A 22,574-nucleotide genomic window follows, 5' to 3' on the forward strand; every position below is an offset into this window, starting at 1 on the left:
TGCCGTGCTCTGCTGCCAGAGCCAAGGCGCGCCTGCCCGACGACAGGACCAACGCCGCCCTCGTCGCGCCCTTGCGGCAGACGTCGGCCCGCGGTGTCTGATCCGGGACATGATGCGGCTCGCAGAGCCCGAAAAGGAAAGGCAAATCTGATGATCTTGCAAGAAACCTCCACCCTGCCGAACGGCGTCGAAATCCCCAAGCTGGCGCTTGGCACCTGGATGATCGAGGACGATGTCGTCGCCGATGCGGTCAAGACCGCGATCGACCTGGGCTACCGCCACATCGACACCGCCCAGGCCTACGGCAACGAACGCGGCGTCGGTGAAGGCATCCGCAACAGCGGCGTGCCGCGCGACCAGATCTTCCTGCAGACGAAACTGGCCGCCGAAGCCAAGGATTACGAAACCGCCAAGGAAGCCATCCAGGGCTCTCTGGACACCCTGGGCGTGGACTACATCGACCTGATGATCATCCACAGCCCGCAGCCCTGGGAAAACTTTGCCGGCGATGATCGCTTCTTCGAAGGCAACCTGGCGGCCTGGAAGGCGCTGGAAGAGTTCTACGAGGCCGGCAAGATCCGCGCCCTCGGCGTGTCGAACTTCGAGAAGGAAGACCTCGACAACCTGCTGGAGAACACTTCGGTCAAGCCGATGATCAACCAGGTGCTCTGCCACGTGTCGAACACCCCGTTCGAGCTGATCGACTACTGCAAGTCCAAGGGCCTGCTGGTCGAGGCCTATTCGCCCATCGGGCACGGCAAGATCCTCGACAATGCCGAGATCAAGGCGATGGCCGAGAAATACGGCGTGACCGTCGCCCAGCTCTGCATCCGCTACGTGCTGCAGCTGGACGTGCTGGCCCTGCCGAAGACCGCGACCCCGGCGCACATGAAATCCAACGCCGAGCTGGACTTCGTCATCTCCGACGAGGACATGGACGCGCTGAAGAACATCGAGCCGATCAAGGACTACGGCGACGCCAGCGTCTTCCCCGTCTACGGCGGCAAGATGTAAGCGAGCCGGGCAAGCCGGTCCCTGCGGGGGCCGGAAAGCCGGATCAGGGGCGCATCGCGGGCCAGAGCCTGCGGTGCGCCCTTTGTCGTCGGGGCAGGGGGCGAATGCCGCGTCGAAAGCGGCGGCTTGCCGGGCATCTGTCGCAAATCACTATACATCCCGGGCCCGAAGACTTAGAAGGCTGCGGAAAGAAGAACCAGCTCAGCGGGCAAAATCACCATGTCTGAAGACTTCGAACTCGACACCGACGACCTTTCGCGCCGCATGGACGGCGCAATGGCGAACCTCAAGACGGAATTCGCCTCGCTGCGGACCGGCCGGGCCTCCTCCTCCATGCTGGAGCCGGTCATGGTCGAGGCCTATGGCCAGATGACGCCGATCAACCAGGTGGGTACCGTGAACGTGCCGGAACCCCGCATGGTCACCATCAACGTCTGGGACAAGTCGATGGTGAACAAGGTGGAAAAGGCGATCCGGGAATCGGGCCTGGGGATCAACCCCCAGATGAACGGCACCATCATCATGCTTCCGATCCCCGAACTGAACGAGGAACGCCGCAAGGAACTGACCAAGGTCGCCGCGCAATATGCCGAACATGCGCGCGTCGCCGTGCGCAACCTGCGCCGCGACGGCATGGACCAGATCAAGAAGGCCAAGGCCGACGGCCTCTCGGAAGATGACCAGAAGTTCTGGGAATCCGAGGTGCAGGAACTGACCGACACCTACATCAAGAAGGTCGACCAGGCGCTGGAGACCAAGCAGCAGGAAATCATGCAGGTCTGAGACCTGGCATGCGGCTGCGACGAAGACCGGAGAAAGGCGGGCCCGGGTCCGCCTTTGCCTGTGACGTACGGGGAGAGAGCACGCATGGCGGACAGTGAAGAGGCCATGGCCGAGGAAATCTCCCTTGGCACGTCGGGTGATCGCCCCAGGCCCTGCCACGTCGCGATCATCATGGACGGCAACGGACGCTGGGCCACGATGCGCGGCCGACCGCGGCTGTTCGGTCACCACGCCGGCGCCCGGCGCGTGCGCGAGATCGTCGAGGCCTGCCCGGATCTGGGCGTGAAATACCTGACCATCTTCGGCTTTTCGACCGAGAACTGGAAACGCACCCAGATCGAGGTGGCGGGTCTGATGTCGCTGTTCCGGTCCTACATCCGCAAGGAGGCGCGCGCGCTGCGCGACCGCAACGTGCGGGTGCGCTTCATCGGCGACCGTCCGGGCCTCGATGAGAAATTGCAGGCGCTGATGGACGAGCTGGAAGAGATGACGGCCGAGTGCACCGGCACCAACCTGACCATCGCCCTGAACTACGGCGGCCGCGACGAGGTGGCCCGCGCCACCAAGCGCCTGGCCGAGGACGTGGCGTCGGGTCGCCTGCTGCCCGAGAACGTCGACGAGGAAACCCTGCCGCGCTACCTCGATACCTACGTGCTGCCCGACCCGGACCTGGTGATCCGCACCTCTGGCGAGGCGCGCATCTCCAACTTTCTGCTGTGGCAGTCGGCCTATGCGGAATACGAGTTCATCGACACTCTCTGGCCCGACTTCACCCGCGAGGTCTTCGCCGGTGTGCTGGCCAATTTCGGCAAGCGGGACCGCCGTTTCGGCGGCGCGAAGGGCTAGGGGCATGGCGGATCGCAAGTGGTCGGATCTGGCGCCGCGACTGGTGTCGGGCATCGTGATGGTCCTGGGCGGGCTGGCCCTGATCTGGGCCGGCGGGCACTGGTTCCGCATCTTCATCGCCCTGGCCTGCGGCGGCATGGTGTGGGAGCTGGCGCGGATGTGCGCGCCGCTGCGCCGCGACGTGCCTCTGCAGATGGGGGGCGTGGCCGCCGGGTGCCTGGCGCTGGCGCTCTACCTGCCGGGGGGCTTCGCGCTGCCTTTCCTGCTGGCGCCCTCGATGGTGGGGCTGTCGCTGCTGCCGCAACGGCGCGCGCTGTTTCTGACCTTCAGCGCCATGATCCTGATCGCCGGCTACGGCATGGTCGGGCTGCGTGACGGGCAGGGCGCGCTGTGGCTGGGCTGGCTGGTCGCGGTGGTCGTGGTGACCGACGTGGCGGGCTATTTCGCCGGGCGCATGATCGGTGGTCCGAAGTTCTGGCCGCGTGTCAGCCCGAAGAAGACCTGGTCGGGCACCATCGCGGGTTGGATCGTGGCCGGCCTCGTCGGCCTGGCCTTCGGTCTGTGGATGGGCGAGGGCGTGCAGCTGGCGGGCGTTTCGGTCGCATTGTCCATGGCCTCGCAGATGGGCGACATTGCCGAAAGCGCGGCCAAGCGGCGCGTGGGCGTCAAGGACAGCTCGAACCTGATCCCCGGCCATGGCGGGCTGATGGACCGCTTCGACGGCATGCTGGGCGCCTCCCTCATGCTGCTTCTGACCGGCCCCTGGACCGGCCTGTTCTTCATCGCGGGGTAACATGCGCGGGATCACCATCCTCGGGGCCACGGGCTCCATCGGTCAGAACACCGTCGATTTAATCGCCCGGCGGCCTGATGATTTCACTGTCGAGGCGCTGACCGGCGGACATAATATCGACCTGCTGGCCGAGGACGCCCGGCGCCTGGGCGCCAGGCTGGCCGTCACCGCCCACGAAGACCGCTACGCCGATCTGAAGGCCGCGCTGTCCGGAACCGGCATCGAGGTGGCGGCGGGGCAGGGCGCCCTGATGGAGGCCGCCCAGCGTCCCGCCGACTGGGTGATGTCCGCCATCGTCGGCGCCGCAGGCCTGGCGCCCGGTCTGGCCGCGCTGGAACGTGGCGCAGCCCTGGCCCTGGCCAACAAGGAAACCCTGGTCTGCGCCGGGCCGCTGGTGCTGGAGACCGCCGCGCGGTCGGGCGCCGATCTGATCCCCGTCGACAGCGAACATTCCGCCCTCTACCAGGCCCTGCTGGGCGAAGACATGACGAGCGTGGAGCGGGTCATCATCACCGCCTCCGGCGGCGCCTTCCGTGACTGGCCGCTGGAGAAACTGGCGGCGGCCACGCCGGAACAGGCTTCCACCCATCCCAACTGGGCCATGGGGCAGCGGATCACCGTGGATTCGGCCTCGATGTTCAACAAGGCGCTGGAACTGATCGAGGCGAAGGAATTCTTCCACCTCGATCCGGAGATCATCGAGGTGGTCGTGCACCGCGAAAGCCTGGTGCATGCGCTGGTCGGTCATATCGACGGCGGCATCCTGGCGCACCTCGGCCCGGCGGACATGCGTCACGCCATCGGCTACGCCCTGAACTGGCCCGCCCGCGTGGATCTGCCGGTGGAGCGTCTGAACCTGGCGAAGATCGGCCAGCTGACCTTCGAGGCGCCCGATCCCGCGCGCTACCCCGCGCTGGCCATCGCGCAACGGGTCATGCGCCGGGGCGGTCTGTCGGGGGCGGCGATGAACGCCGCGAAGGAAGTGGCGCTGGACGCCTTCCTCGACCGCCACATCGGATTCATGCAGATGGCCGAGGTGGTCACACGCGTTCTTGACCGGATAGAGACCGATTCCGGTCTCATTGATGCCGCCTTCGACCTTGATAACGTCCTCTCAATGGACCAGATCGCCAGGGCCTATGCCTGGGAAAACGTCAATTCCGGCGTTGCGGCGGTGACTTGAGAGCTTTTCAAATAGGAAGACGTAGACCTTTATGACCAGTTTCCTGCCAGAGTTCGGCAACGCCCTTTACGTGATCATCGCCTTCGTCGTCGCCCTGTCGATCATCGTCGCGATCCATGAATACGGCCATTACATCATCGGCCGCGTGTCGGGCATCAAGGCAGAGGTCTTCTCCCTGGGATTCGGCCCCGTCCTGTTTTCCCGCGTCGACCGTCACGGCACCCGCTGGCAGCTGGCCGCGCTGCCCTTCGGCGGCTACGTGAAGTTCCTGGGCGATGGTGATGCGGCCTCCTCCGGTCCCGATGAGGAGGCGATTTCGCGCCTCAGCGCAGAGGATCGCCGGCACACCATGCTGGGCGCGCCGCTCTGGGCACGTTCGGCCACCGTGGCGGCGGGGCCGGTCTTCAATTTCATCCTGTCGATCCTGCTGTTCGCCGGTCTCTTCCTGGCACGGGGCCAGGTGGCCGAGCCGCTGGCCGTGGGAGAGCTGCGCCCGCTGCCGCCCGCGCTGTCGCAGGGCGCCGATCTGCGCCCAGGGGATGAGATCCTGGCCATCGGTGGCGTCGACCTGCCGGGAATGGACGATGCCGAGGGCATGTCCGGCTTCTCCGACGCGCTGCCGCAGGCGGCCCAGCTGGACTACCGCCTGCGCCGCGATGGCCAGGAGGTGACGGTGCCCGGCCCCTATCCCTATCCGCCCATCGTGCTGCAACTGGCGCCCAACTCGGCCGCCTATGACATCGGCATGAAACCGGGCGACGTGATCACCGGCATCGACAGCACGCAGATCTTCGCCTTCGACCAGCTGAAGACACGGGTCGAAGGCTCCGAAGGGGCGACTCTGCTGCTGGATGTCTGGCGGCCCGAGACCGGGGAGACCCTGGAATTCGCCCTGACCCCGCGCCGGGTCGATGAACCCGCGCCCGAAGGCGGCTTCCGCACCGAATGGCGGATCGGCATTGCCGGGGGCATGGCCTTCGACCTGGCGACCGAACGGGCCGGGGTTCTGGAGTCGCTCCGGGGCGGGGTGCTGCAGACCTGGGGCGTGATCACCAGCTCGCTGTCTGGCATCTGGCATATGATCACCGGGGCGATTTCGTCCTGCAACATGTCCGGCCCGATCGGCATCGCCAAGACCTCCGGCGCGATGGCCAGCCAGGGCACCACCAGCTTCCTGTGGTTCGTCGCGGCCCTGTCCACGGGCGTGGGCCTGCTGAACCTATTCCCGGTGCCGATCCTGGACGGCGGGCACCTGGTCTTCCATGCCTACGAGGCCGTGGCGGGCAAGCCGCCGTCGGACGGTGCGCTGCGGGTTCTGATGGCCGTCGGCCTGACCATCGTGCTGTCGGTTATGGTCTTTGCCCTGACCAACGACGTTTTCTGCCCCTGACGTCCGGGGGCGTCCCGACGGATCGGCGGCCCCCTCCCGGCAGAGGTCATTTCCTGACTCGGCAAGGGCGGGGGCGCTCCGCCTGATTTTTGCCGCATTCCGATGGGATAACTGTGCGCGATTGCGGGCCCGAGGGGCCCAAGTCGCGTACGGGAAAGGTTGGAACGAAATGACGCTTCTTCAGAAAAGCTACCGTGGCCTGTCGGTGCTGTTCGAACTGAACGTCGATCTGTTGCTCTACGCGGGGCTGACGGCGCTGGCGCTTTCGGCGGGTGCCTACATGGGCCAGATCCTGTTCTGAGCGGCCTTTGGCCGGGCCCTGGCGGGCGCTGAAACGGCCATCTCTTCCCCACTTCGGACCCGGGCCTAACCCGACGCGCGCGGCGACACGTCCCGCGCGTTTTCCTGTTTTGACAAGCGGTTATTAACCCGATACTCACGTCTTAACTGGGATGTCTGACTGGGTTTGGAATATGACGAATACCTTTGGAGCCGGGGCTGCCACCTCCGTTCGCCGCAACAAATTTTCCTTGCCTCTGGCAGCTGCGATTTTCGCCATTGTTTCAGGCGTTTCTCTCACCGCGCCGGACGCGGTGCTGGCACAGAGCTACCGGTTCAACGCGGTCGCCATCGAAGGCAACCAGCGGATCCCCGACGCCACCGTCGTCTCCTACGCGGGAATCGGGCGCGGTGAGGCCGTCACGGCGGCAGAGCTGAACGACGCCTACCAGAACATCGTCAATTCCGGTCTCTTCGAGACCGTCGAGCTGACGCCGCGCGGCGGCACCCTGGTCATCAACGTCACCGAATACCCGACGATCAACCGCATCTCCTTCGAGGGGAACCGCCGGATCAAGGACGATGCCCTGACGGAAATCGTGCAGTCGACCTCCCGCCAGGTCTTCTCGCCGACCCGGGCCGAGGCCGATGCCGCGCTGATCTCCGAGGCCTATTCCCAGCAGGGCCGGCTGGCGGCGCGCGTCACCCCGCGCATCATCCGCCGTTCGGACAACCGCGTCGATCTGGTGTTCGAGGTCTTCGAGGGCGACAACGCCGAGGTCGAACGGATCTCCTTCGTCGGCAACACCGTCTATTCCGACCGTCGCCTGCGCCAGGTGCTGGAATCGAAACAGGCCGGTCTGCTGCGGGCCTTCTTCCGCTCGGACACCTTCGTGGCCGACCGGATCGAGTTTGACCGCCAGGTGCTGAACGATTTCTACCAGTCGCGCGGCTACGTCGACTTTCGGATCACCGGCGTCTCTGCCGAGCTGTCGCCCGAGCGCGACGGCTACGTCCTGACCTTCAACGTTCAGGAAGGGCAGCCCTTCGAGTTCGGTCAGATCACCACGGTCAGCGAATATGAAGGCGTCGACGCGGCACCCTACCAGGAGGCCCTGCGCATCAAGCCGGGCCAGACCTATACCCCCACCGATGTCGAAAACTCGATCACCCGGATGGAGCGCCTGGCCGTGCGCCAGGGCCGCGACTTCCTGCGGATCGAGCCGCGCATCACCCGCAACGACCGCGATCTGACGCTGGATGTGGAATTCGTCCTGTCGCGCGGCCCGCGGGTCTTCGTCGAGCGGATCGACATCGAGGGCAACACAACCACCCTGGACCGCGTGATCCGCCAGGAGTTCCGCATGGCCGAGGGCGACCCCTTCAATCCGCGTGAGATCCGCCAGACCGCGGAGCGCATCCGCGCGCTCGGGTTCTTCTCGACCGCCGACGTGAACGCGCGCGAGGGCACCCGCCCGGACCAGGTCATCCTCGACGTGGATGTCGAAGAGGCGCCCACCGGCTCGCTGTCCTTCGGCGGGACCTATTCGACCACCGACGGTTTCGGGCTTCAGGTCGCCTTCCAGGAACGCAACTTCCTGGGCCGGGGCCAGACCCTGGGGGTGACGGTGTCGGGTGTCAGCTCGAACACCAACTACTCGATCAACTTCGTTGAACCGCGCCTGCTGGGCCGGGATCTGCGGCTGAACTTCGGCCTGTCCTACAGTGAGTCCGAATCCGATTATTCGGACTACAACGCGATCAGCGGCTCCTTCACCACGGGCCTGACCTTCCCGCTGAGCGAACAGTCGAGCCTGAACCTGAACTACAAGCTGAACGCGCGGGACATCAATCTCGACGACGACAGCGATGTTGGCCCGCTGCTGCGGGCCGAGGCGGAAGAGGATCTGCGCTATTCTTCCTCCGTGGGCTACACCTATGCCTATGACACGCGCCTGACGGGGCTGAACCCGAACGCCGGCATCCTGCTGGAATTCGGCCAGGACTTCGGCGGGGTCGGCGGCGACGTGGAATTCATCCGCTCCACCGCGCGGGCGATCGCGCAGACCGCCGTCTGGAACGAGGAAGTGACCCTGCGGGCCACCTTCCGCGCCGGCAACATCTCGATGCTGGGCAGCAGCGATTCCATCGCGACCGACCGCTATCGGATCGGGTCGTCGATCATGCGGGGCTTCACCCCCGACGGGATCGGCCCGCGGCAGTATTCGCCCGGCAACTACGACGATGCCCTGGGAGGCACCACCTACGCCGTGGCGCAGTTTGATGCCGAATTCCCGCTGGGCCTGCCCGAAGAACTGGGCATCACCGGTGGTGTCTTCTACGACGTCGGCTCCGTCTGGGGGCTGGATCAGTCGGCCAGCGATGTCTTCTACGAGGACTTCTCGCTGCGCCAGGTCGTCGGTGTCTCGCTGTTCTGGGATACGCCGGTCGGGCCGCTGCGCTTCAACTGGACGACGGCGTTGCAGAAGGAAGACTTCGACGAGGAGCAGACCTTCGACCTCTCCATCCGGACGGATTTCTGAGGACCGGCGTGTCGACATTTTCCACCTTTTTCGGGGCCCCGGTCCGGCTTGCGCTGGCCGGGGCCCTTGCGTTTTCCCTGCTGGGCGCAGCGCCGTCGATGGCGCAGGGCCAGGCCGCGCAGCAGTTGCGCTCCCCGGTGCTGGTCATCGACAGCGAACGGCTCTTTTCCGAAAGCGACTACGCGCAGCAACTGGCCGAGGAGCTGGAGGCCCGCGCCGCCGAGATCGCGGCGGAGAACCGGCGGATCGAGGCCGAGCTGGCGGAGGAAGAACGCACCCTGACGGAACGTCGGGCGGAGATGGATCCGCAGGCCTTCCGGGACCTGGCCGATGCCTTCGACGAGAAGGTGATCCGCATCCGCCGCGAACGCGACCTGGAGGCGCAGGGCCTTGGCGAGGACAGCGAGGCGATCCGGCGGGAGTTCCTGGTGTCCGTCGAACCCGTTTTGGATCGATTGATGCAGGAGGCCGGGACTGCGGTGATCCTCGAACGTCGCACGGTCTTCGTGACGCGGGAAGCGGTGGATGTGACCGATGAGGCCATCCGCCGGATCGATGCCGCCCTTCTGTCGCGGCCGGAGGACGGCGCCGACACGGACAGGGGCACCGACGCCGAGACTGACCCCGAGGCCGGGATCGGATCAGAGCCTGCGCAGCAACCCGGTGCCGCGCCCGAGGGGCCGACCGAAGGTGCGCTGACCGGCGGCAGCCTGACGGAAGACGGGCTGACCGAAGGCGTCACGGCGCCCGACGGCGGTGTCTTGCCGGAGGTGCCGGAGCAGGCGCCCGCAGGGGCGACCTCCGGCGACTGAGCTGCCCCACGGGTTGGGTGGCGCCGCGCATCCGCCAGTAGGGCGCCTGCCGCTTGCCGCCGCGCGGGTGACTTGCTAGGGACACAGGGACACGGGGCTTCCCCGGAGGCGCCCCAGGGGCGCGCCCCCGGGACCGCATGAGGAAAGATTTCATGACCGAGACGCTGCAAACCGCCGATATCGCTCGTATTCAGCGTATTATTCCGCACCGCTATCCCTTCCTGCTGGTCGACAAGGTCGTCGACATCGACGGCTACAGCTCGGGGCGGGGCATCAAGAACGTCACCATGAACGAACCGCATTTCCAGGGGCATTTCCCGGGCAAGCCGATCATGCCCGGCGTGACCATCGTCGAGGCGATGGCCCAGACCGCCGGCGTCATGGTGGGCGCGGCCCTCGGCCTGGAAGACAAGAACGCGCTGATCTACTTCATGTCGATCGAGAAGGCGAAGTTCCGCCGCATGGTCGTGCCCGGCGACGTGCTGGAGCTGCAGGTCGAAACCCTGCGCGGCAAGCCCGGCGCGAAGATGTGGAAATTCGGCGGCAAGGCGACCGTGGACGGGGACCTGGCCTGCGAGGCCGAGTTCATGGCCATGCTCGATCTGCCAGCCGACGCGGTCGAGGGCTGAGCCATGGCGATCAGCCACGAAGCCATCGTGCACCCCTCCGCCCATGTCGAGGATGGTGCCGAGATCGGCCCCGGCGCGCGGATCGGTCCCTTCTGCCACATCGGCGCCAAGGCCGTGATCGGCCCCCGGGTCGAGCTGATGAGCCATGTGGTGGTGCAGGGCCGGACCGAGATCGGGGAAGAGACGCTGGTGCATCCCTTCGCGGTGCTGGGCGGCATTCCCCAGGACCTGAAGTTCAAGGGCGAGGAAACCTCGCTGGTCATCGGCAAGCGCAACCGCATCCGTGAACACGTGTCGATGAACACCGGCACCGAAGGCGGTGGCGGCGTGACCCGCGTGGGGGACGATGGGCTGTTCATGGCGGGGTCCCACGTGGCCCACGACTGCCAGGTCGGCAACCATGTCATCATCGTCAACAACGCCGCCTTGGCGGGCCATTGCGTGATCGAGGACGAGGTCATCATCGGTGGCCTCTCGGGCGTGCACCAATGGGTGCGCATCGGCCGCGGCGCGATCATCGGCGCGGTGACCATGGTCACCAATGACGTGATCCCGCACGGGCTGGTGCAGGCGCCGCGGGGCCATCTCGATGGTCTGAACCTGGTCGGCTTGAAACGGCGCGGCGTCGCGCGGTCGGACATCACCGCTCTGCGCGCCGCCTTCCAGATGCTGGCCCAGGGCGAAGGTGCCTTCCAGGATCGCGCCCGCCGCCTGGGCGAAGAAACCGAAAGCGCCTATGTGCGCGAGATCGTCGATTTCATCACTGGCGAAAGCGACCGCTCCTTCCTGACCCCGGGCGGTTGAGATGGCGCTCTTCGGCAGGCGGGGCGGGGGCCGCGCGGCCCCCGCGCAGGACAGAACGGCGGCAGATGCGCCAGACGGGCGCCTCGCGATCATCGCCGGCGCTGGCGCGCTGCCCGTGGCCCTTGCCGAGGCCGAGCCAGAGGCCTTCCTCGTCTCCCTTGCGGGCATCGCCTGTGACCTGCCGGAAGAGCGGCTGACCCGCTACCGCTTCGAGAAGCTTGGCAGCCTGTTTCGTGGGTTGAAGGACGCGGGCGTGACCCGCGTGGTCCTGGCGGGCAGCCTGGCGCGACCCGATTTCGACAAGACGGCGCTGGACGCCAAGATGCTGATGCTCGCCCCGCGCCTGCTGAAAGCCATGGGGCAGGGCGGGGACGACAGCCTGTTGCGGCTGGTGATTTCCATCTTCGAAGAAGAAGGCTTCGCCGTTCAGGGCGCCCATGAGGTCCTGCCTGATCTGATCGCGCCCACGCCCGGCCTTCTGGCCGGTCCCGCGCCAGACGCCCAGCTCCGCGCCGATGCCACCCGAGGGGCGGAGATCCTAGCCCATATGGCGTCGCTGGACATCGGCCAGGCCTGTGTGGTGGCGGGTGGGCTGTGCCTTGGGATCGAGACACTTCAGGGCAGCGACGCGCTTCTGCGTTACGTGGCGACGACGCCCGAGCCCCTGCGGCGTGCGCCGGGCGTTTTCGTCAAGCGCCCCAAGGCCGGACAGGACCTGCGCGTCGACATGCCCGCCATCGGCCCCGCCACGGTCGAGGGGGCCCATGCAGCGGGCTTGGCGGCCATCGCCATCGCCCCGGGGGCCGTGCTGCTGCTGGACCGCGCGGCGATGCTGGCCCGGGCAGAGGATCTGGGCGTCACCATCTGGGTGCAGGAGGCATGATGCGCATCTTCGTCATCGCGGGCGAGCCCTCGGGCGACAACCTCGGCGCCGCCGTTATGGCCGGGCTGAAGGAGCTGACGGGTGGCCAGGTCACCTTCGAGGGCGTGGGCGGCCCGGCGATGGAGGCCGAGGGCCTCACCTCGCGCTTTCCCATGTCGGAACTGTCGGTCATGGGGCTGGCGGAGATCCTGCCGAAGTATTTCCACCTGAAACGCCGAATCCGGGAATGCGCCGAGGCGGTGCTGGCCGATCCGCCGGATCTGCTGCTGACCATCGACAGCCCCGATTTCTGCCTGCGCGTGGCCAAGCTGGTGAAGGCGAAGTCGGACGTCCGCACAGTTCACTACGTCGCCCCCACGGTCTGGGCCTGGCGGCCGAAACGCGCCGTGAAGATGGCCCGCGTCATCGACCAGGTCCTGGCGCTTTTCCCCTTTGAGCCGCCGCTGATGCAGGCCGCCGGGATGGAATGCGATTTCGTCGGCCATCCGATCGCCACCCAGCCGATCGCCACGGTCGAGGAGGTGCACGACTTTCGCGTCCAAAGCGGCATCGGGGACGCCCCGGTCCTGCTGGTGCTGCCCGGCTCGCGCAGCGGCGAGGTCGCGCGCCTGGCGCCGGTCTTCGGCCCCGTGCTGCGCGACCTGCGCGCCCGCCACCCGGAACTGCGCTTCGTCCTGCCCGCCGCTGCCCATGTGGCTCCGCTGGTGGAGGAGCTGACGCGCGACTGGCCCACGGGGCTGATGATCCTCGACCCGCGCGACGCCGACCCGGCGGAATTCGCCCGGATCAAGCGCGCCGCCTTCCGGGCCGCCGACCTGGCGCTGGCGGCCTCGGGCACCGTCTCGCTGGAGCTGGCCGCCAATGACACGCCGATGGTCATCGCCTACGACATGGCGCCGCTGACGCGGATGATCATGCAGCGGATGCTGATCACCGACACGGTGACCCTGGTCAACCTGGTCTCCGACACGCGGGTGATCCCCGAGTTCATCGGCGATGACTGCGATGCAACGAAGATCGCCCCGGCCTTGTCCGCCGTGCTGGAGGATCCGACCGACCAGTTCGAGGCCCTCGACGTCACGATGGATCGCCTGGGCCGCGGCGGCGAGGCCCCGGGCCTGCGCGCCGCTCGCGCCATCCTCGCCCGTCTCTAGGAAGGGGGCAGAGCCCCCCACGCCCCTTTTGCCGGGCCCCAAAAGGCAGAACGCGCGCCCCTGAGGGACGCGCGTTCCTTCGTTCCTCTGGCGCCAAGGTCAGTGCCCGCGCCAGATCCAGCCACCGCCAAGGATGCGGCTGCTTTCGGTTTCGTAGAACACGCAGGCCTGGCCGGGAGAAATGCCTTCCTCGGCACTCAGCAGCTCCACTTCCGCCTCGGTCTCGCTGATCGGGCGCAGGATGGCCTCGCGCGGGGGGCGGGTGGAGCGGACCTTGACCGAGATGTGATGCTCGGCCTTGTCGGTCATCTTGCCGTCGCCCAGCCAGTTGATCTCCCGCACCGGCACGCGGCGGGTGGCCAAGAGCTCCTTCGGGCCGACGATCACCTGCTTGGCGTCGACGTCCAGCTTCACCACGTAAAGCGGCTCGCTCAGCCCACCGATGCCCAGGCCGCGGCGCTGGCCGATGGTGTAGTGGATCACGCCCTCATGCGTGCCCAGCACCCGTCCGTCCGCATGGACGATCTCGCCCGGTTCCGCCGCGCCGGGGCGCAGTTTCTCGATCACGGACGCATAGTTTCCGTTCGGGACAAAGCAGATGTCCTGGCTGTCGGGCTTGTCCGCCACGGCCAGGCCGTATTGCGCCGCCAGCTCGCGGGTGGCGTCCTTCGACGGCAGATGGCCCAGCGGGAAGCGCAGGAAGGCGAGCTGTTCGGGGGTGGTCGAGAAGAGGAAATAGCTCTGGTCGCGGTTCGCATCGGCCGCGCAATGAAGCTCCGGTCCGGTCTCGCCCATCTTGCGCTGGATGTAGTGGCCGGTGGCCATGCAGTCGGCATCCAGGTCCTTCGCCGTCTCCAGCAGGTCCTTGAACTTCACCCGCTCGTTGCAGCGGATGCAGGGCACGGGGGTGGCGCCCGCCAGGTAGCTGTCGGCAAATTCGTCGATCACCGCATCCTGGAAGATGTTTTCGTAATCAAGGACATAGTGGGGGAAGTTCATCTCCTCCGCGACGCGGCGCGCATCGTGGATGTCGATGCCGGCACAGCAGGCGCCCTTCTTGGCCAGGGCCGCGCCGTGGTCGTACAGCTGCAGCGTCACGCCCACGACGTCATAGCCTTCCTCGGCCAGTTTCGCCGCCACGACGGAACTGTCGACGCCGCCGGACATGGCGACGACCACGCGGGTCTCGGACGGGGGCTTGGCGAAGCCCAGGGAATTCAGCTCGGGTGCGGTGTCCAGTGCCATGGGTGCTCCTGATCGGCCGGGGATGGGGGAGAGGGACGACTCGTCGGCCCGGCTCGAAGATCAAGAGAATATAGGAAAATGCGACACACTCTCAACCCGCCGTTTCACCAGCCGTTAAAACCCGCCCCAAAGAATGGCGGGGATCTACTGAGGGCCAGTGAGGGCCGGAGCGATGTATCTGAAGAAAGTCCAGGGGCCGCGGGCGGTGACCCTGCCGGATGGCCGGGTGATGACGCGGGCGGATCTGCCGCCGGCGACGACCCGTCGCTGGGTTGCCTCGCGCAAGGCGGCCGTCGTGCGGGGGGTGGTCCATGGTCTTATATCCCAGGACGAGGCGCTTGAGAGATACTCGCTCTCACCGGAGGAATTTCTGGAGTGGGTCAGCGCGGTCGCCAACCATGGCGAGGAGGCGCTGAAGGCGACGGCATTGCAGAAGTACAGACAATCTTAGGTTGTTGGCCGCAAAGGGTATTTCCCGGTAACCAGAGGTTAACCAAATGCCGTCACGATCCAAGGCAACCAGGGGATTAACGGAGAGAACTCGGCATGCGCGTGCTTTTGGTAGAAGATGATCCGACCACCTCAAAGAGCATCGAATTGATGCTGACCCATGCCAACCTGAACGTCTATACGACCGACCTGGGCGAAGAGGGCATCGACCTTGCCAAGCTCTATGACTACGACCTGATCCTGCTCGATCTGGGCCTTCCGGACATGAACGGGCATGAGGTGCTGCGCCAGCTGCGCCTGGCGCGGATCGAGACGCCGATCCTGATCCTCTCGGGCGCCGATGATACCGAGAGCAAGCTGAAGGGCTTCGGCTTCGGTGCCGATGACTACCTGACGAAACCCTTCCATCGCGAGGAACTGGTGGCGCGGATCCATGCGATCATCCGGCGCTCCAAGGGGCATTCCCAGTCGATCATCCGCACTGGCCGGATCGAGGTGAACCTGGATGCCAAGACGGTGGAGGTGGGCGGCAAGCCGGTGCATCTGACCGGCAAGGAGTACCAGATGCTGGAACTGCTGTCTCTGCGCAAGGGCACGACCCTGACCAAGGAAATGTTCCTGAACCATCTCTACGGCGGCATGGATGAACCGGAGCTGAAGATCATCGACGTCTTCATCTGCAAGCTGCGCAAGAAGCTGTCGACCGCCACTGAAGGCGACAACTACATCGAAACCGTCTGGGGCCGCGGCTATGTGCTGCGTGATCCCGAGCCGGAACAGATGGACGAGAAGAGGATCGCGCTCGGCGCTGGCTGACCCGTGCTCGACCGGAGCTCCTGCGACTGACCACCACTCACGGTTTGCGGATGGCCCGTCCATGTTGTGACCACAGCGCGGAGAGGGGCGTCGCTGGCCGGTTGGATCTTCGCAGGTCGCCCTTCTGTGCGATACCGCCGAAGCCCGACACCTATCCCGCGCCGCGACCAGAGACGCACTGGCAATAAGGCGGCGCAGGTTCGGCAGGCGATCCAGCCCTGGTAGGGGCGCGGTGCACGGCAAAGGTGCCTGCGGGCTGACGCTCCACCCCCGTCCCGGTCACGCAAGTCGCTGGACCTCGCTTTCCACCCCGCCTATCTCTTTCCCCAATCGGCCGGTCTGGCCGAGGATCAGGACAAGGGGATCGTGCATGACGGGTGAGACGGCGCAGAAGGCAGTGGAAACGCTGACATCGGCAGAGGCAGAGGGCGAACTGGCCCGCCTGGCCGAGGCGCTGAATGGGGCGAATCTGGCCTATCACCAGAGCGACGCGCCCGAGATATCCGATGCCGAGTATGACGCGCTAAAGATCCGCAACGCGGAGATCGAGGCGCGCTTCCCCGCGCTCAAACGCGCCGACAGCCCCTCCGACCAGGTGGGCGCGGCCCCCGCCGAGGGTTTCGGCAAGGTGCGCCACGAGGTGCGGATGCTCTCGCTCGGCAATGCCTTCGAGGACGGGGACGTGCGCGATTTCGATGCGCGCATCCGGCGCTACCTCGGCCTCGGCCCGGACGCGCCGCTGGCCTACACGGCGGAACCCAAGATCGACGGCCTGTCCCTGTCGCTGCTCTATGAGAACGGCGAGCTGGTGCGCGCGGCCACCCGCGGCGATGGCGAGGAGGGCGAGAATGTCACCGCCAACGCCCGCACCATCGCCGACATCCCGACCCGCCTCGACGGCGCCCCCGACCGGCTGGAGGTGCGGGGTGAGGTCTACATGTCCCACGAGGATTTCCAGGCGCTGAACGCGCGCCAGGAGGAGGCCGGGGCCAAGACCTTTGCCAACCCGCGCAACGCCGCCGCCGGGTCCCTGCGTCAGCTGGATGCGGAGATCACCCGCGCCCGCCCGCTGCGTTTCTTCGCCTATGCCTGGGGCGTCCTGTCGGACCCGCTAGCGGACACCCAGAAGGGCGCGATCGACCGGCTCGCCACCCTTGGTTTCCAGACCAACCCCCTAACCCAGCTTTGCGACGGACCGGAGGAGATGCTGGCCCATTACGCCCGCATCGAGGAACAGCGCGCCACGCTGGGCTATGACATCGACGGCGTCGTCTACAAGGTCGACGACCTGGCGCTGCAGGGGCGCCTCGGCTTCCGCTCCACCACGCCCCGCTGGGCCATCGCCCACAAGTTCCCCGCCGAACTGGCCTGGACCCGGCTGGAGGCGATCGACATCCAGGTCGGCCGTACCGGCGCGCTCAGCCCCGTGGCGCGTCTGCATCCCGTCACCGTCGGCGGCGTCGTCGTCTCCAACGCGACGCTGCACAACGAGGACTACATCGCGGGCCGCGACAACAAGGGGGAGCAGATCCGCGAGGGCAAGGACATTCGCCCGGGCGACTGGGTGCAGGTCTACCGCGCGGGCGACGTGATCCCCAAGATCGCCGACGTGGACCTGTCGAAGCGCCCCGAGGATGCGACCCCCTACAGCTTCCCCGAAACCTGCCCCGAATGCGGGTCCCAGGCGATCCGGGAGGAGGGCGACAGCGTCCGCCGCTGCACTGGGGGCCTGATCTGCCCCGCGCAGGCGGTCGAAAAGCTGCGCCATTTCGTGTCTCGCGCCGCCTTCGACATCGAGGGGCTGGGGACCAAGCAGGCCGAGTTCCTCTACGACATGTGCTGGATCGCGGAGCCTGCGGACATCTTCACCCTGCGCGTCCGGGACGCCGAGGACCGGCGCCTGGTGCGGGACCCGCAGGAGGTGACCGCGCGCTACGAGGACGACCCAGAGCGGCGCGCCGCGCTGCTGTCCGAACTGGCCGAGATGCTGCGCACCGCCGGTGTGCCGGTGGATGACACCGACCCCGCCCATGTGGGCGCCGCCATCCGCCACCTGGCCGAAACCCCGCTGGCGAAGATCAAGGGCTGGGGCGAGAAGTCGGCCGAGAACCTCTTCGACGCCATCGACACCCGCCGCGAGATCGAGCTGAACCGTGCGCTTTTCGCCCTTGGCATTCGCCACGTGGGGGAGGTCGTGTCGCAGGACCTGGCGCGCCACTTCGGCAGTTGGTCGCGGCTGACGCAGGTCGTCGACCTGGCACGCCCGGCGCAGGAACGTCACCTGCAGGCCGATGCCGCCGAGGCCGAGGAACGCGCGGCGGCGCGCGAAGCGGGGCGTCGGGCCAGCCTGAAGGCCGCGCGGGATGCGGCCTGGGCGACGGAGCCCCCCCTGACCAAGGAGCAGCGGGACGCCTGGGAAGAGCTGATCGGCATCGACGGCATCGGCGCCAAGGTCGCCGCCTCGCTTGTCGCCGCCTTCGGCCAGGAGGCCGAGCGCGCCTCCATCGACCGGCTGGCCGCCGAGCTGACGATCCTCGACGTCGAGGCGCCCGACGACAGCGGCAGCCCGGTCGCGGGGCTGACCCTGGTCTTTACCGGGACGCTGGAAAAGATGACCCGACCTGAGGCCAAGGCCCGCGCCGAGGCGCTTGGCGCCAAGGTGTCCGGCTCGGTCTCGAAGAAGACCGACATCCTGATCGCCGGGCCGGGCGCCGGGTCGAAGGCCACCAAGGCCGCCGACCTGGGTGTGCGAGTCATTGACGAGGATGGCTGGCTGTCGCTGATCGGTGACGCATGACCGGCCGGCCCGAAATCCTCTTCCCCCTCTTCGCGGGGCTGGAAACGCTGGAGGGCGTCGGGCCGAAGACGGCCAAGCACCTGGCGCAACTCGACGTGGAGGTGCCGCGGGACATGCTGTTCCTGCTGCCTCACGGGGTCATCGACCGGCGCCGACGCGAGACGATCCTGGGCCTGACCTTGCCGGCCACGGCGACGGTTGAGGTCAGGGTGGGCGCCCATCACCCGCCGCGCAGCCGGGGCGGGGCCTATCGCATCCGCGTGGCCGATGCGGAGACGGAGTTTGACCTGATCTTCTTCCACGCCCGGTCGAACTACCTGCAACAGATCCTGCCGGAGGGCAGCCGGCGCCTGGTGTCCGGCAAGCTGGAGATGTACGACGGGGTCGCCAACATGCCCCATCCGGACCATGTGTTGCCCCTCGACCAGGGCGACGAGATCCCGGATTTCGAACCGGTCTATCCGCTGACCGCCGGTGTGACCCAGCGGGTGATGGCCAAGGCGGCGGCCTCGGCCCTGTCCCGTGCGCCCCTGTTGCCGGAGTGGATCGACACCGGGCAGCGGGCGTCGAAGCTCTGGCCGGACTGGCTGTCGGCGCTGCGTCAGGCCCATGGGCCCGATGGGGTGGATGCCGTCAGTCCGGAAGATCCGGCGCGGGAACGGCTGGCCTTTGACGAGCTGCTGGCGCATCAGTTGACCCTGGCGCTGGCGCGCATGGTCGAGCGCAAGCGAGCGGGGCGCCCCAGTCATGGTGACGGGCACCTGCGCAGCAAGGTGTTGAAATCGCTTCCCTACAAGCCGACCGAGGCGCAGACTCGCGCTGTTGGCGAGATTGCCGCCGACATGGGACGCGAGGATCGCATGTCACGGCTGTTGCAGGGCGACGTGGGCGCGGGCAAGACGCTGGTGGCCTTCCTGGCGCTGCTGATCGCCGTCGAGGCGGGCGGGCAGGGGGTGATGATGGCCCCGACCGAAATCCTGGCGCGGCAGCACATGGAGGGCCTGGCGCCGCTGGCCGAGGCCGCGGGCGTCACGCTGGACATCCTGACGGGGCGCGACAAGGGCGCCGATCGCGCGGCCAAGCTCGCCAGGCTGTCGGGAGGTGAGATCGACATCCTGGTCGGCACGCATGCTGTCTTTCAGCAGGACGTGCATTTCGCCGACCTGCGCCTGGCTATCGTCGACGAACAGCATCGCTTCGGCGTCCGCCAGCGGCTGGAGCTGGGGCGCAAGGGGCGCCAGGCGGATATCTTGGTGATGACCGCGACGCCGATCCCGCGGTCCCTGTCGCTTGCGCAATATGGCGACATGGACATCTCGGTGCTGGATGAGAAACCGCCCGGGCGGACCCCGGTGAAGACCACGCTGAGTTCCACCGAGCGGCTGGGAGAGATTGTCGACCACCTGGACCGTGCCACGCGCGACGGGCGGCAGGCTTATTGGGTCTGTCCGCTGGTCGAGGAGAGCGAGAAAAGCGACCTGACCGCGGCCGAGGAGCGGTTCAAGCATCTGCGCGCCCGTCTGGGCGAGGGGCGCGTCGGGCTGGTGCACGGCCAGATGCCGCCAGAGCAGAAGGACGCCGCCATGGCCGCCTTCCAGCGGGGCGAGACCGATGTGCTGGTCGCCACGACCGTGATCGAGGTGGGGGTGAACGTGCCCAATGCCTCGATCATGGTGATCGAGCGGGCCGAGTTCTTTGGCCTGGCGCAGCTGCACCAGCTGCGCGGTCGGGTCGGTCGGGGCGAGGCGGCCTCGACCTGCCTCATGCTTTACCAGGCGCCGCTGTCGGAGGCAGGGATGAAACGGCTGACCCTGCTGCGCGAGACCGAGGATGGTTTCCGCATCGCCGAGGCCGACCTGGAAATGCGCGGCGCCGGCGACCTGATCGGTACGGCGCAAAGCGGGATGCCCCGGTTCCGCATCGCTGACCTGGAACGCCAGACCGCGCTGATGGCCATCGCCCAAAGCGACGCGCGCACCCTGCTGGCCAAGGATCCGTCGCTGGAAAGCCCGCGCGGGCAGGCGGCACGGACGCTGCTGTGGCTGATGGGCCAAGACGAGGCGATCCGCCTGATCAACGTCGGCTGAGGCGCCCCCCGTATTCGGAGACGATGCCGCCCGTCCTTTCGCCAGGAAGAGACGGCGCTCCCCTCTGTTCTGGTCTCACTAAGAACGGGCTAACACCTTGATGTTCCGATGAAACCCCTTTTGTTCTCAAATGTTCTTAAAAAGTTCTTTACGTGCGCCCGAGAATCTGAGAACAAAGGGGCAACTCAGAGGAATGACACCGATCGCAAGGAGCCAAGACATGCTGAAAGACTTCATCCAGGTTGCCCGCCGTTCGCCTTCGGCGTTGGTTCAGGATCTTTTCGGGGCCGCGGCCCTGGTCGTGCTTCTTCTGGGCTCACTCTACCTGCCGGCTCTGACCTGAGCCGTTTCTGCCTGCAAATCGCGAGGGGCGCGCCGGATCCCCATCCCACGGGTCGGATCGCCTGTCCGCCCGGCCGGGTCTGCCTCATCCCCCGGTGCGCGTCCCTCAGTCCCAAGCGATCTGCATCCTTGCCGCCGCCGTCCCTCGGGACGTGCGGCGGTTTTTTGTCTGACGCGCTTCTGCGCACGGTACTTTGGCCCGGGCGGGGCCATGGCGGTGCCTCGCAGCCGATCGGGGAGCGGCCAAGCCCCCGCTCAGAACCGGTAGGCCAGGCGCAGCCCGCCCCAGTGACGATTCTTGACGAAGATAGGCGCCGAGAGGTCCTTCATCAGTACGTAGTCGCCGCCGCCCATGTCGCGCCGGTAGACCTGCATCAGGAAGGGTTCCTTGTTGCGCCCGGCCTTCAGCCCGACGCGGTCGTCAAAGATGCGGCGGTTGCGGCAATGGGCCGTGTTCCAAACCGGATCGTCGGATTGCGGATGCGAGAACTTGCGGTTGTGGGTCGGCAGGTAGCCATTGCGATCCACCGCGGCGCAGAAGGCGACCTTGTCGTCCAGCGCCAGCGCCTCTTCCAGGATTTCGGGCAGCAGCAGGTCGGTCAGCCGCGTGAAGCGGGTGGTGACCTGTTCCGGGTCGCTGTTTGGCACCGGGCGATACTCGGTGTCGAAGAGATCGTCGAAACTGATACGTTCCTCGTCCACGGCCTCCTCGAAGGCGGCGCTGATGCGGCGCGCCCGCGCCTGCACATCGGCGATGAAGGGGCCATCCTCGGTGTCGCCGCCGGCCGAGATGGAATCCTGCACCAGCGCCTCGGACAGGTCGCGCAGCACCTGCAGGCGATGGTGAACATCATCCACACCATCGGCACTGTCCTGGACGCTGTTGAACATGCTCTCGATCCGCGGGGTGTAGTCGCGCAGGGCCGCGTCCGCCTCCACAGCATCGTCGCGCACCAGTTTCATGCGGGTGACGGAGCGGTCCATCGCCTCCTTCACGGCGCCATTCATCTCGGCCACCTTGTCGCCGGTATGCGACAGCTCCCGCGAGGTGGCGGAAACCTGGCCGGTTTCCTGTTGCAGCGTGGTGATCCAGTCCACGAGCCGCTGGATGTTGTCGCTGATCGTCTCGGCGGTGGCGCCGGTCTGCTGCGACAGCTGGTTGATCGCATCGGCCACGACCGAGAACCCCTGGCCGGCGGTGCCGGCGCGGGCCGCCTCGATCTTGGCATTGATCGCCAGCATGTTCACCTGGGCGGCGATGTCGGCGATCTGATCGTTGCTCTGCTGGACGTCCTCCAGCACGCTTTCCACGTCCTGGGTGCGGGTGGCCAGGGTCAGCACCCAGGTCAGAACCTCGCGTGACTGCCGGCCCGCGACATCCGCCATGCCGAGCGCCTTGTCGAAACTGGCCTGGGTCTCTTCCAGCTGGGCGCAGGAATCGCGGATCGTGGTCATCACGGCCGCATTCATCTGCAACACCTGGCCCGTGCCCTCGCGCACCGTCTTCAGTTGCCGCAACAGCTGTTCGGTCTGCTGGGTCAGATCCTCCAGGAAGCCGTCGACATCGACTATTTCCTGGCCGAGCGCGGAGGCATTGCGGGCCAGCCGGTCGAGGGAGACACCGGCGGGCCGGGGGGGATCGGCGTCACGGGAGGGGAAGCTTGGGTCGTGTTGCATCTGGGGCCGCTGCTGGTTGCGCGACCTCAGACCTAGGGGGCAAACCC

At 66.9% G+C, this 22,574-nt stretch carries 20 protein-coding genes; 18 read left to right on the forward strand and 2 right to left on the reverse strand.

The genetic code is table 11. From position 1 onward, the window contains the following. Positions 1 to 150: 150 nt before the first annotated feature. The 13 genes from LC066_RS00895 (at position 151) to lpxB (ending at position 13,113) form a co-directional block, all read left to right on the forward strand. Complete coding sequence (locus LC066_RS00895; RefSeq protein ID WP_224896159.1) at positions 151 to 1,014, forward strand: aldo/keto reductase; 864 nt, start codon at positions 151 to 153, stop codon at positions 1,012 to 1,014. A 219-nt stretch (positions 1,015 to 1,233) separates the two neighbouring features. After that, positions 1,234 to 1,797 (forward strand): ribosome recycling factor, encoded by a 564-nt coding sequence (gene frr, locus LC066_RS00900; RefSeq protein WP_224896160.1) that lies wholly within the window; start codon positions 1,234 to 1,236, stop codon positions 1,795 to 1,797. Between the two features lie 105 nt (positions 1,798 to 1,902). Next, complete coding sequence (gene uppS / locus LC066_RS00905; protein WP_224896701.1) at positions 1,903 to 2,643, forward strand: polyprenyl diphosphate synthase; 741 nt, start codon at positions 1,903 to 1,905, stop codon at positions 2,641 to 2,643. Between the two features lie 4 nt (positions 2,644 to 2,647). Then, positions 2,648 to 3,436 carry a phosphatidate cytidylyltransferase gene (locus LC066_RS00910; RefSeq protein WP_224896161.1) on the forward strand — a complete coding sequence of 263 codons (789 nt, stop codon included), beginning with the start codon at positions 2,648 to 2,650 and terminating at the stop codon, positions 3,434 to 3,436. A gap of 1 nt (position 3,437) precedes the next feature. Next, entirely contained in the window at positions 3,438 to 4,619 is a 1,182-nt protein-coding gene (gene dxr, locus LC066_RS00915) for a 1-deoxy-D-xylulose-5-phosphate reductoisomerase (protein WP_224896162.1), read from the forward strand. Between the two features lie 31 nt (positions 4,620 to 4,650). Next, entirely contained in the window at positions 4,651 to 6,009 is a 1,359-nt protein-coding gene (gene rseP, locus LC066_RS00920; RefSeq protein ID WP_224896163.1) for an RIP metalloprotease RseP, read from the forward strand. 169 nt (positions 6,010 to 6,178) lie between these two features. Continuing rightward, positions 6,179 to 6,310, forward strand: a complete 132-nt coding sequence (locus tag LC066_RS21395) for a hypothetical protein (protein ID WP_263624942.1) — start codon at positions 6,179 to 6,181, stop codon at positions 6,308 to 6,310. A gap of 172 nt (positions 6,311 to 6,482) precedes the next feature. Then, entirely contained in the window at positions 6,483 to 8,831 is a 2,349-nt protein-coding gene (gene bamA, locus LC066_RS00925; protein ID WP_224896164.1) for an outer membrane protein assembly factor BamA, read from the forward strand. An 8-nt stretch (positions 8,832 to 8,839) separates the two neighbouring features. Further along, positions 8,840 to 9,643, forward strand: coding sequence for an OmpH family outer membrane protein (locus LC066_RS00930; RefSeq protein WP_224896165.1), 804 nt, complete (start codon positions 8,840 to 8,842; stop codon positions 9,641 to 9,643). 152 nt (positions 9,644 to 9,795) lie between these two features. Continuing rightward, positions 9,796 to 10,272 carry a 3-hydroxyacyl-ACP dehydratase FabZ gene (gene fabZ, locus LC066_RS00935; protein ID WP_085888002.1) on the forward strand — a complete coding sequence of 159 codons (477 nt, stop codon included), beginning with the start codon at positions 9,796 to 9,798 and terminating at the stop codon, positions 10,270 to 10,272. A gap of 3 nt (positions 10,273 to 10,275) precedes the next feature. Continuing rightward, positions 10,276 to 11,076, forward strand: a complete 801-nt coding sequence (gene lpxA, locus LC066_RS00940) for an acyl-ACP--UDP-N-acetylglucosamine O-acyltransferase (RefSeq protein ID WP_224896166.1) — start codon at positions 10,276 to 10,278, stop codon at positions 11,074 to 11,076. 1 nt (position 11,077) lies between these two features. Continuing rightward, on the forward strand, positions 11,078 to 11,959 hold the full coding sequence (locus LC066_RS00945) for an LpxI family protein (protein WP_224896167.1): 882 nt from the start codon (positions 11,078 to 11,080) through the stop codon (positions 11,957 to 11,959). Then, the gene (gene lpxB / locus LC066_RS00950) at positions 11,959 to 13,113 is read left to right on the forward strand and encodes a lipid-A-disaccharide synthase (RefSeq protein WP_224896168.1); all 1,155 of its coding nucleotides are present in this window, start codon (positions 11,959 to 11,961) and stop codon (positions 13,111 to 13,113) included. The genes LC066_RS00945 and lpxB overlap by 1 nt, the downstream gene beginning before the upstream one ends. 99 nt (positions 13,114 to 13,212) lie before the next feature. Here the strand turns inward: lpxB and mnmA are convergent, their stop codons facing one another. After that, entirely contained in the window at positions 13,213 to 14,358 is a 1,146-nt protein-coding gene (mnmA, locus tag LC066_RS00955; protein ID WP_224896169.1) for a tRNA 2-thiouridine(34) synthase MnmA, read from the reverse strand. A gap of 172 nt (positions 14,359 to 14,530) precedes the next feature. Between mnmA and LC066_RS00960 the strand changes: the two genes are divergently transcribed. The 5 genes from LC066_RS00960 (at position 14,531) to LC066_RS21400 (ending at position 20,851) form a co-directional block, all read left to right on the forward strand. Continuing rightward, the gene (locus LC066_RS00960; RefSeq protein WP_085887992.1) at positions 14,531 to 14,809 is read left to right on the forward strand and encodes a DUF1153 domain-containing protein; all 279 of its coding nucleotides are present in this window, start codon (positions 14,531 to 14,533) and stop codon (positions 14,807 to 14,809) included. Positions 14,810 to 14,904: 95 nt separating this feature from the next. Continuing rightward, on the forward strand, positions 14,905 to 15,624 hold the full coding sequence (ctrA, locus tag LC066_RS00965) for a response regulator transcription factor CtrA (protein WP_224896170.1): 720 nt from the start codon (positions 14,905 to 14,907) through the stop codon (positions 15,622 to 15,624). A 370-nt stretch (positions 15,625 to 15,994) separates the two neighbouring features. Next, positions 15,995 to 18,421, forward strand: coding sequence for an NAD-dependent DNA ligase LigA (gene ligA / locus LC066_RS00970; protein WP_224896171.1), 2,427 nt, complete (start codon positions 15,995 to 15,997; stop codon positions 18,419 to 18,421). Continuing rightward, positions 18,418 to 20,508: an ATP-dependent DNA helicase RecG gene (gene recG / locus LC066_RS00975; protein WP_224896172.1), complete on the forward strand. Its 2,091-nt coding sequence runs from the start codon at positions 18,418 to 18,420 to the stop codon at positions 20,506 to 20,508. Before ligA ends, recG begins: the two co-directional genes overlap by 4 nt. A gap of 220 nt (positions 20,509 to 20,728) precedes the next feature. Then, the gene (locus tag LC066_RS21400) at positions 20,729 to 20,851 is read left to right on the forward strand and encodes a hypothetical protein (RefSeq protein ID WP_263624943.1); all 123 of its coding nucleotides are present in this window, start codon (positions 20,729 to 20,731) and stop codon (positions 20,849 to 20,851) included. A gap of 254 nt (positions 20,852 to 21,105) precedes the next feature. Here LC066_RS21400 and LC066_RS00980 read toward each other — a convergent pair whose 3' ends face one another. After that, positions 21,106 to 22,527 carry a methyl-accepting chemotaxis protein gene (locus LC066_RS00980; RefSeq protein WP_224896173.1) on the reverse strand — a complete coding sequence of 474 codons (1,422 nt, stop codon included), beginning with the start codon at positions 22,525 to 22,527 and terminating at the stop codon, positions 21,106 to 21,108. Positions 22,528 to 22,574: the final 47 nt, after the last annotated feature.

Source organism: Pseudooceanicola marinus (assembly GCF_020177265.1).
Lineage (GTDB): Bacteria > Pseudomonadota > Alphaproteobacteria > Rhodobacterales > Rhodobacteraceae > Pseudooceanicola > Pseudooceanicola marinus_A.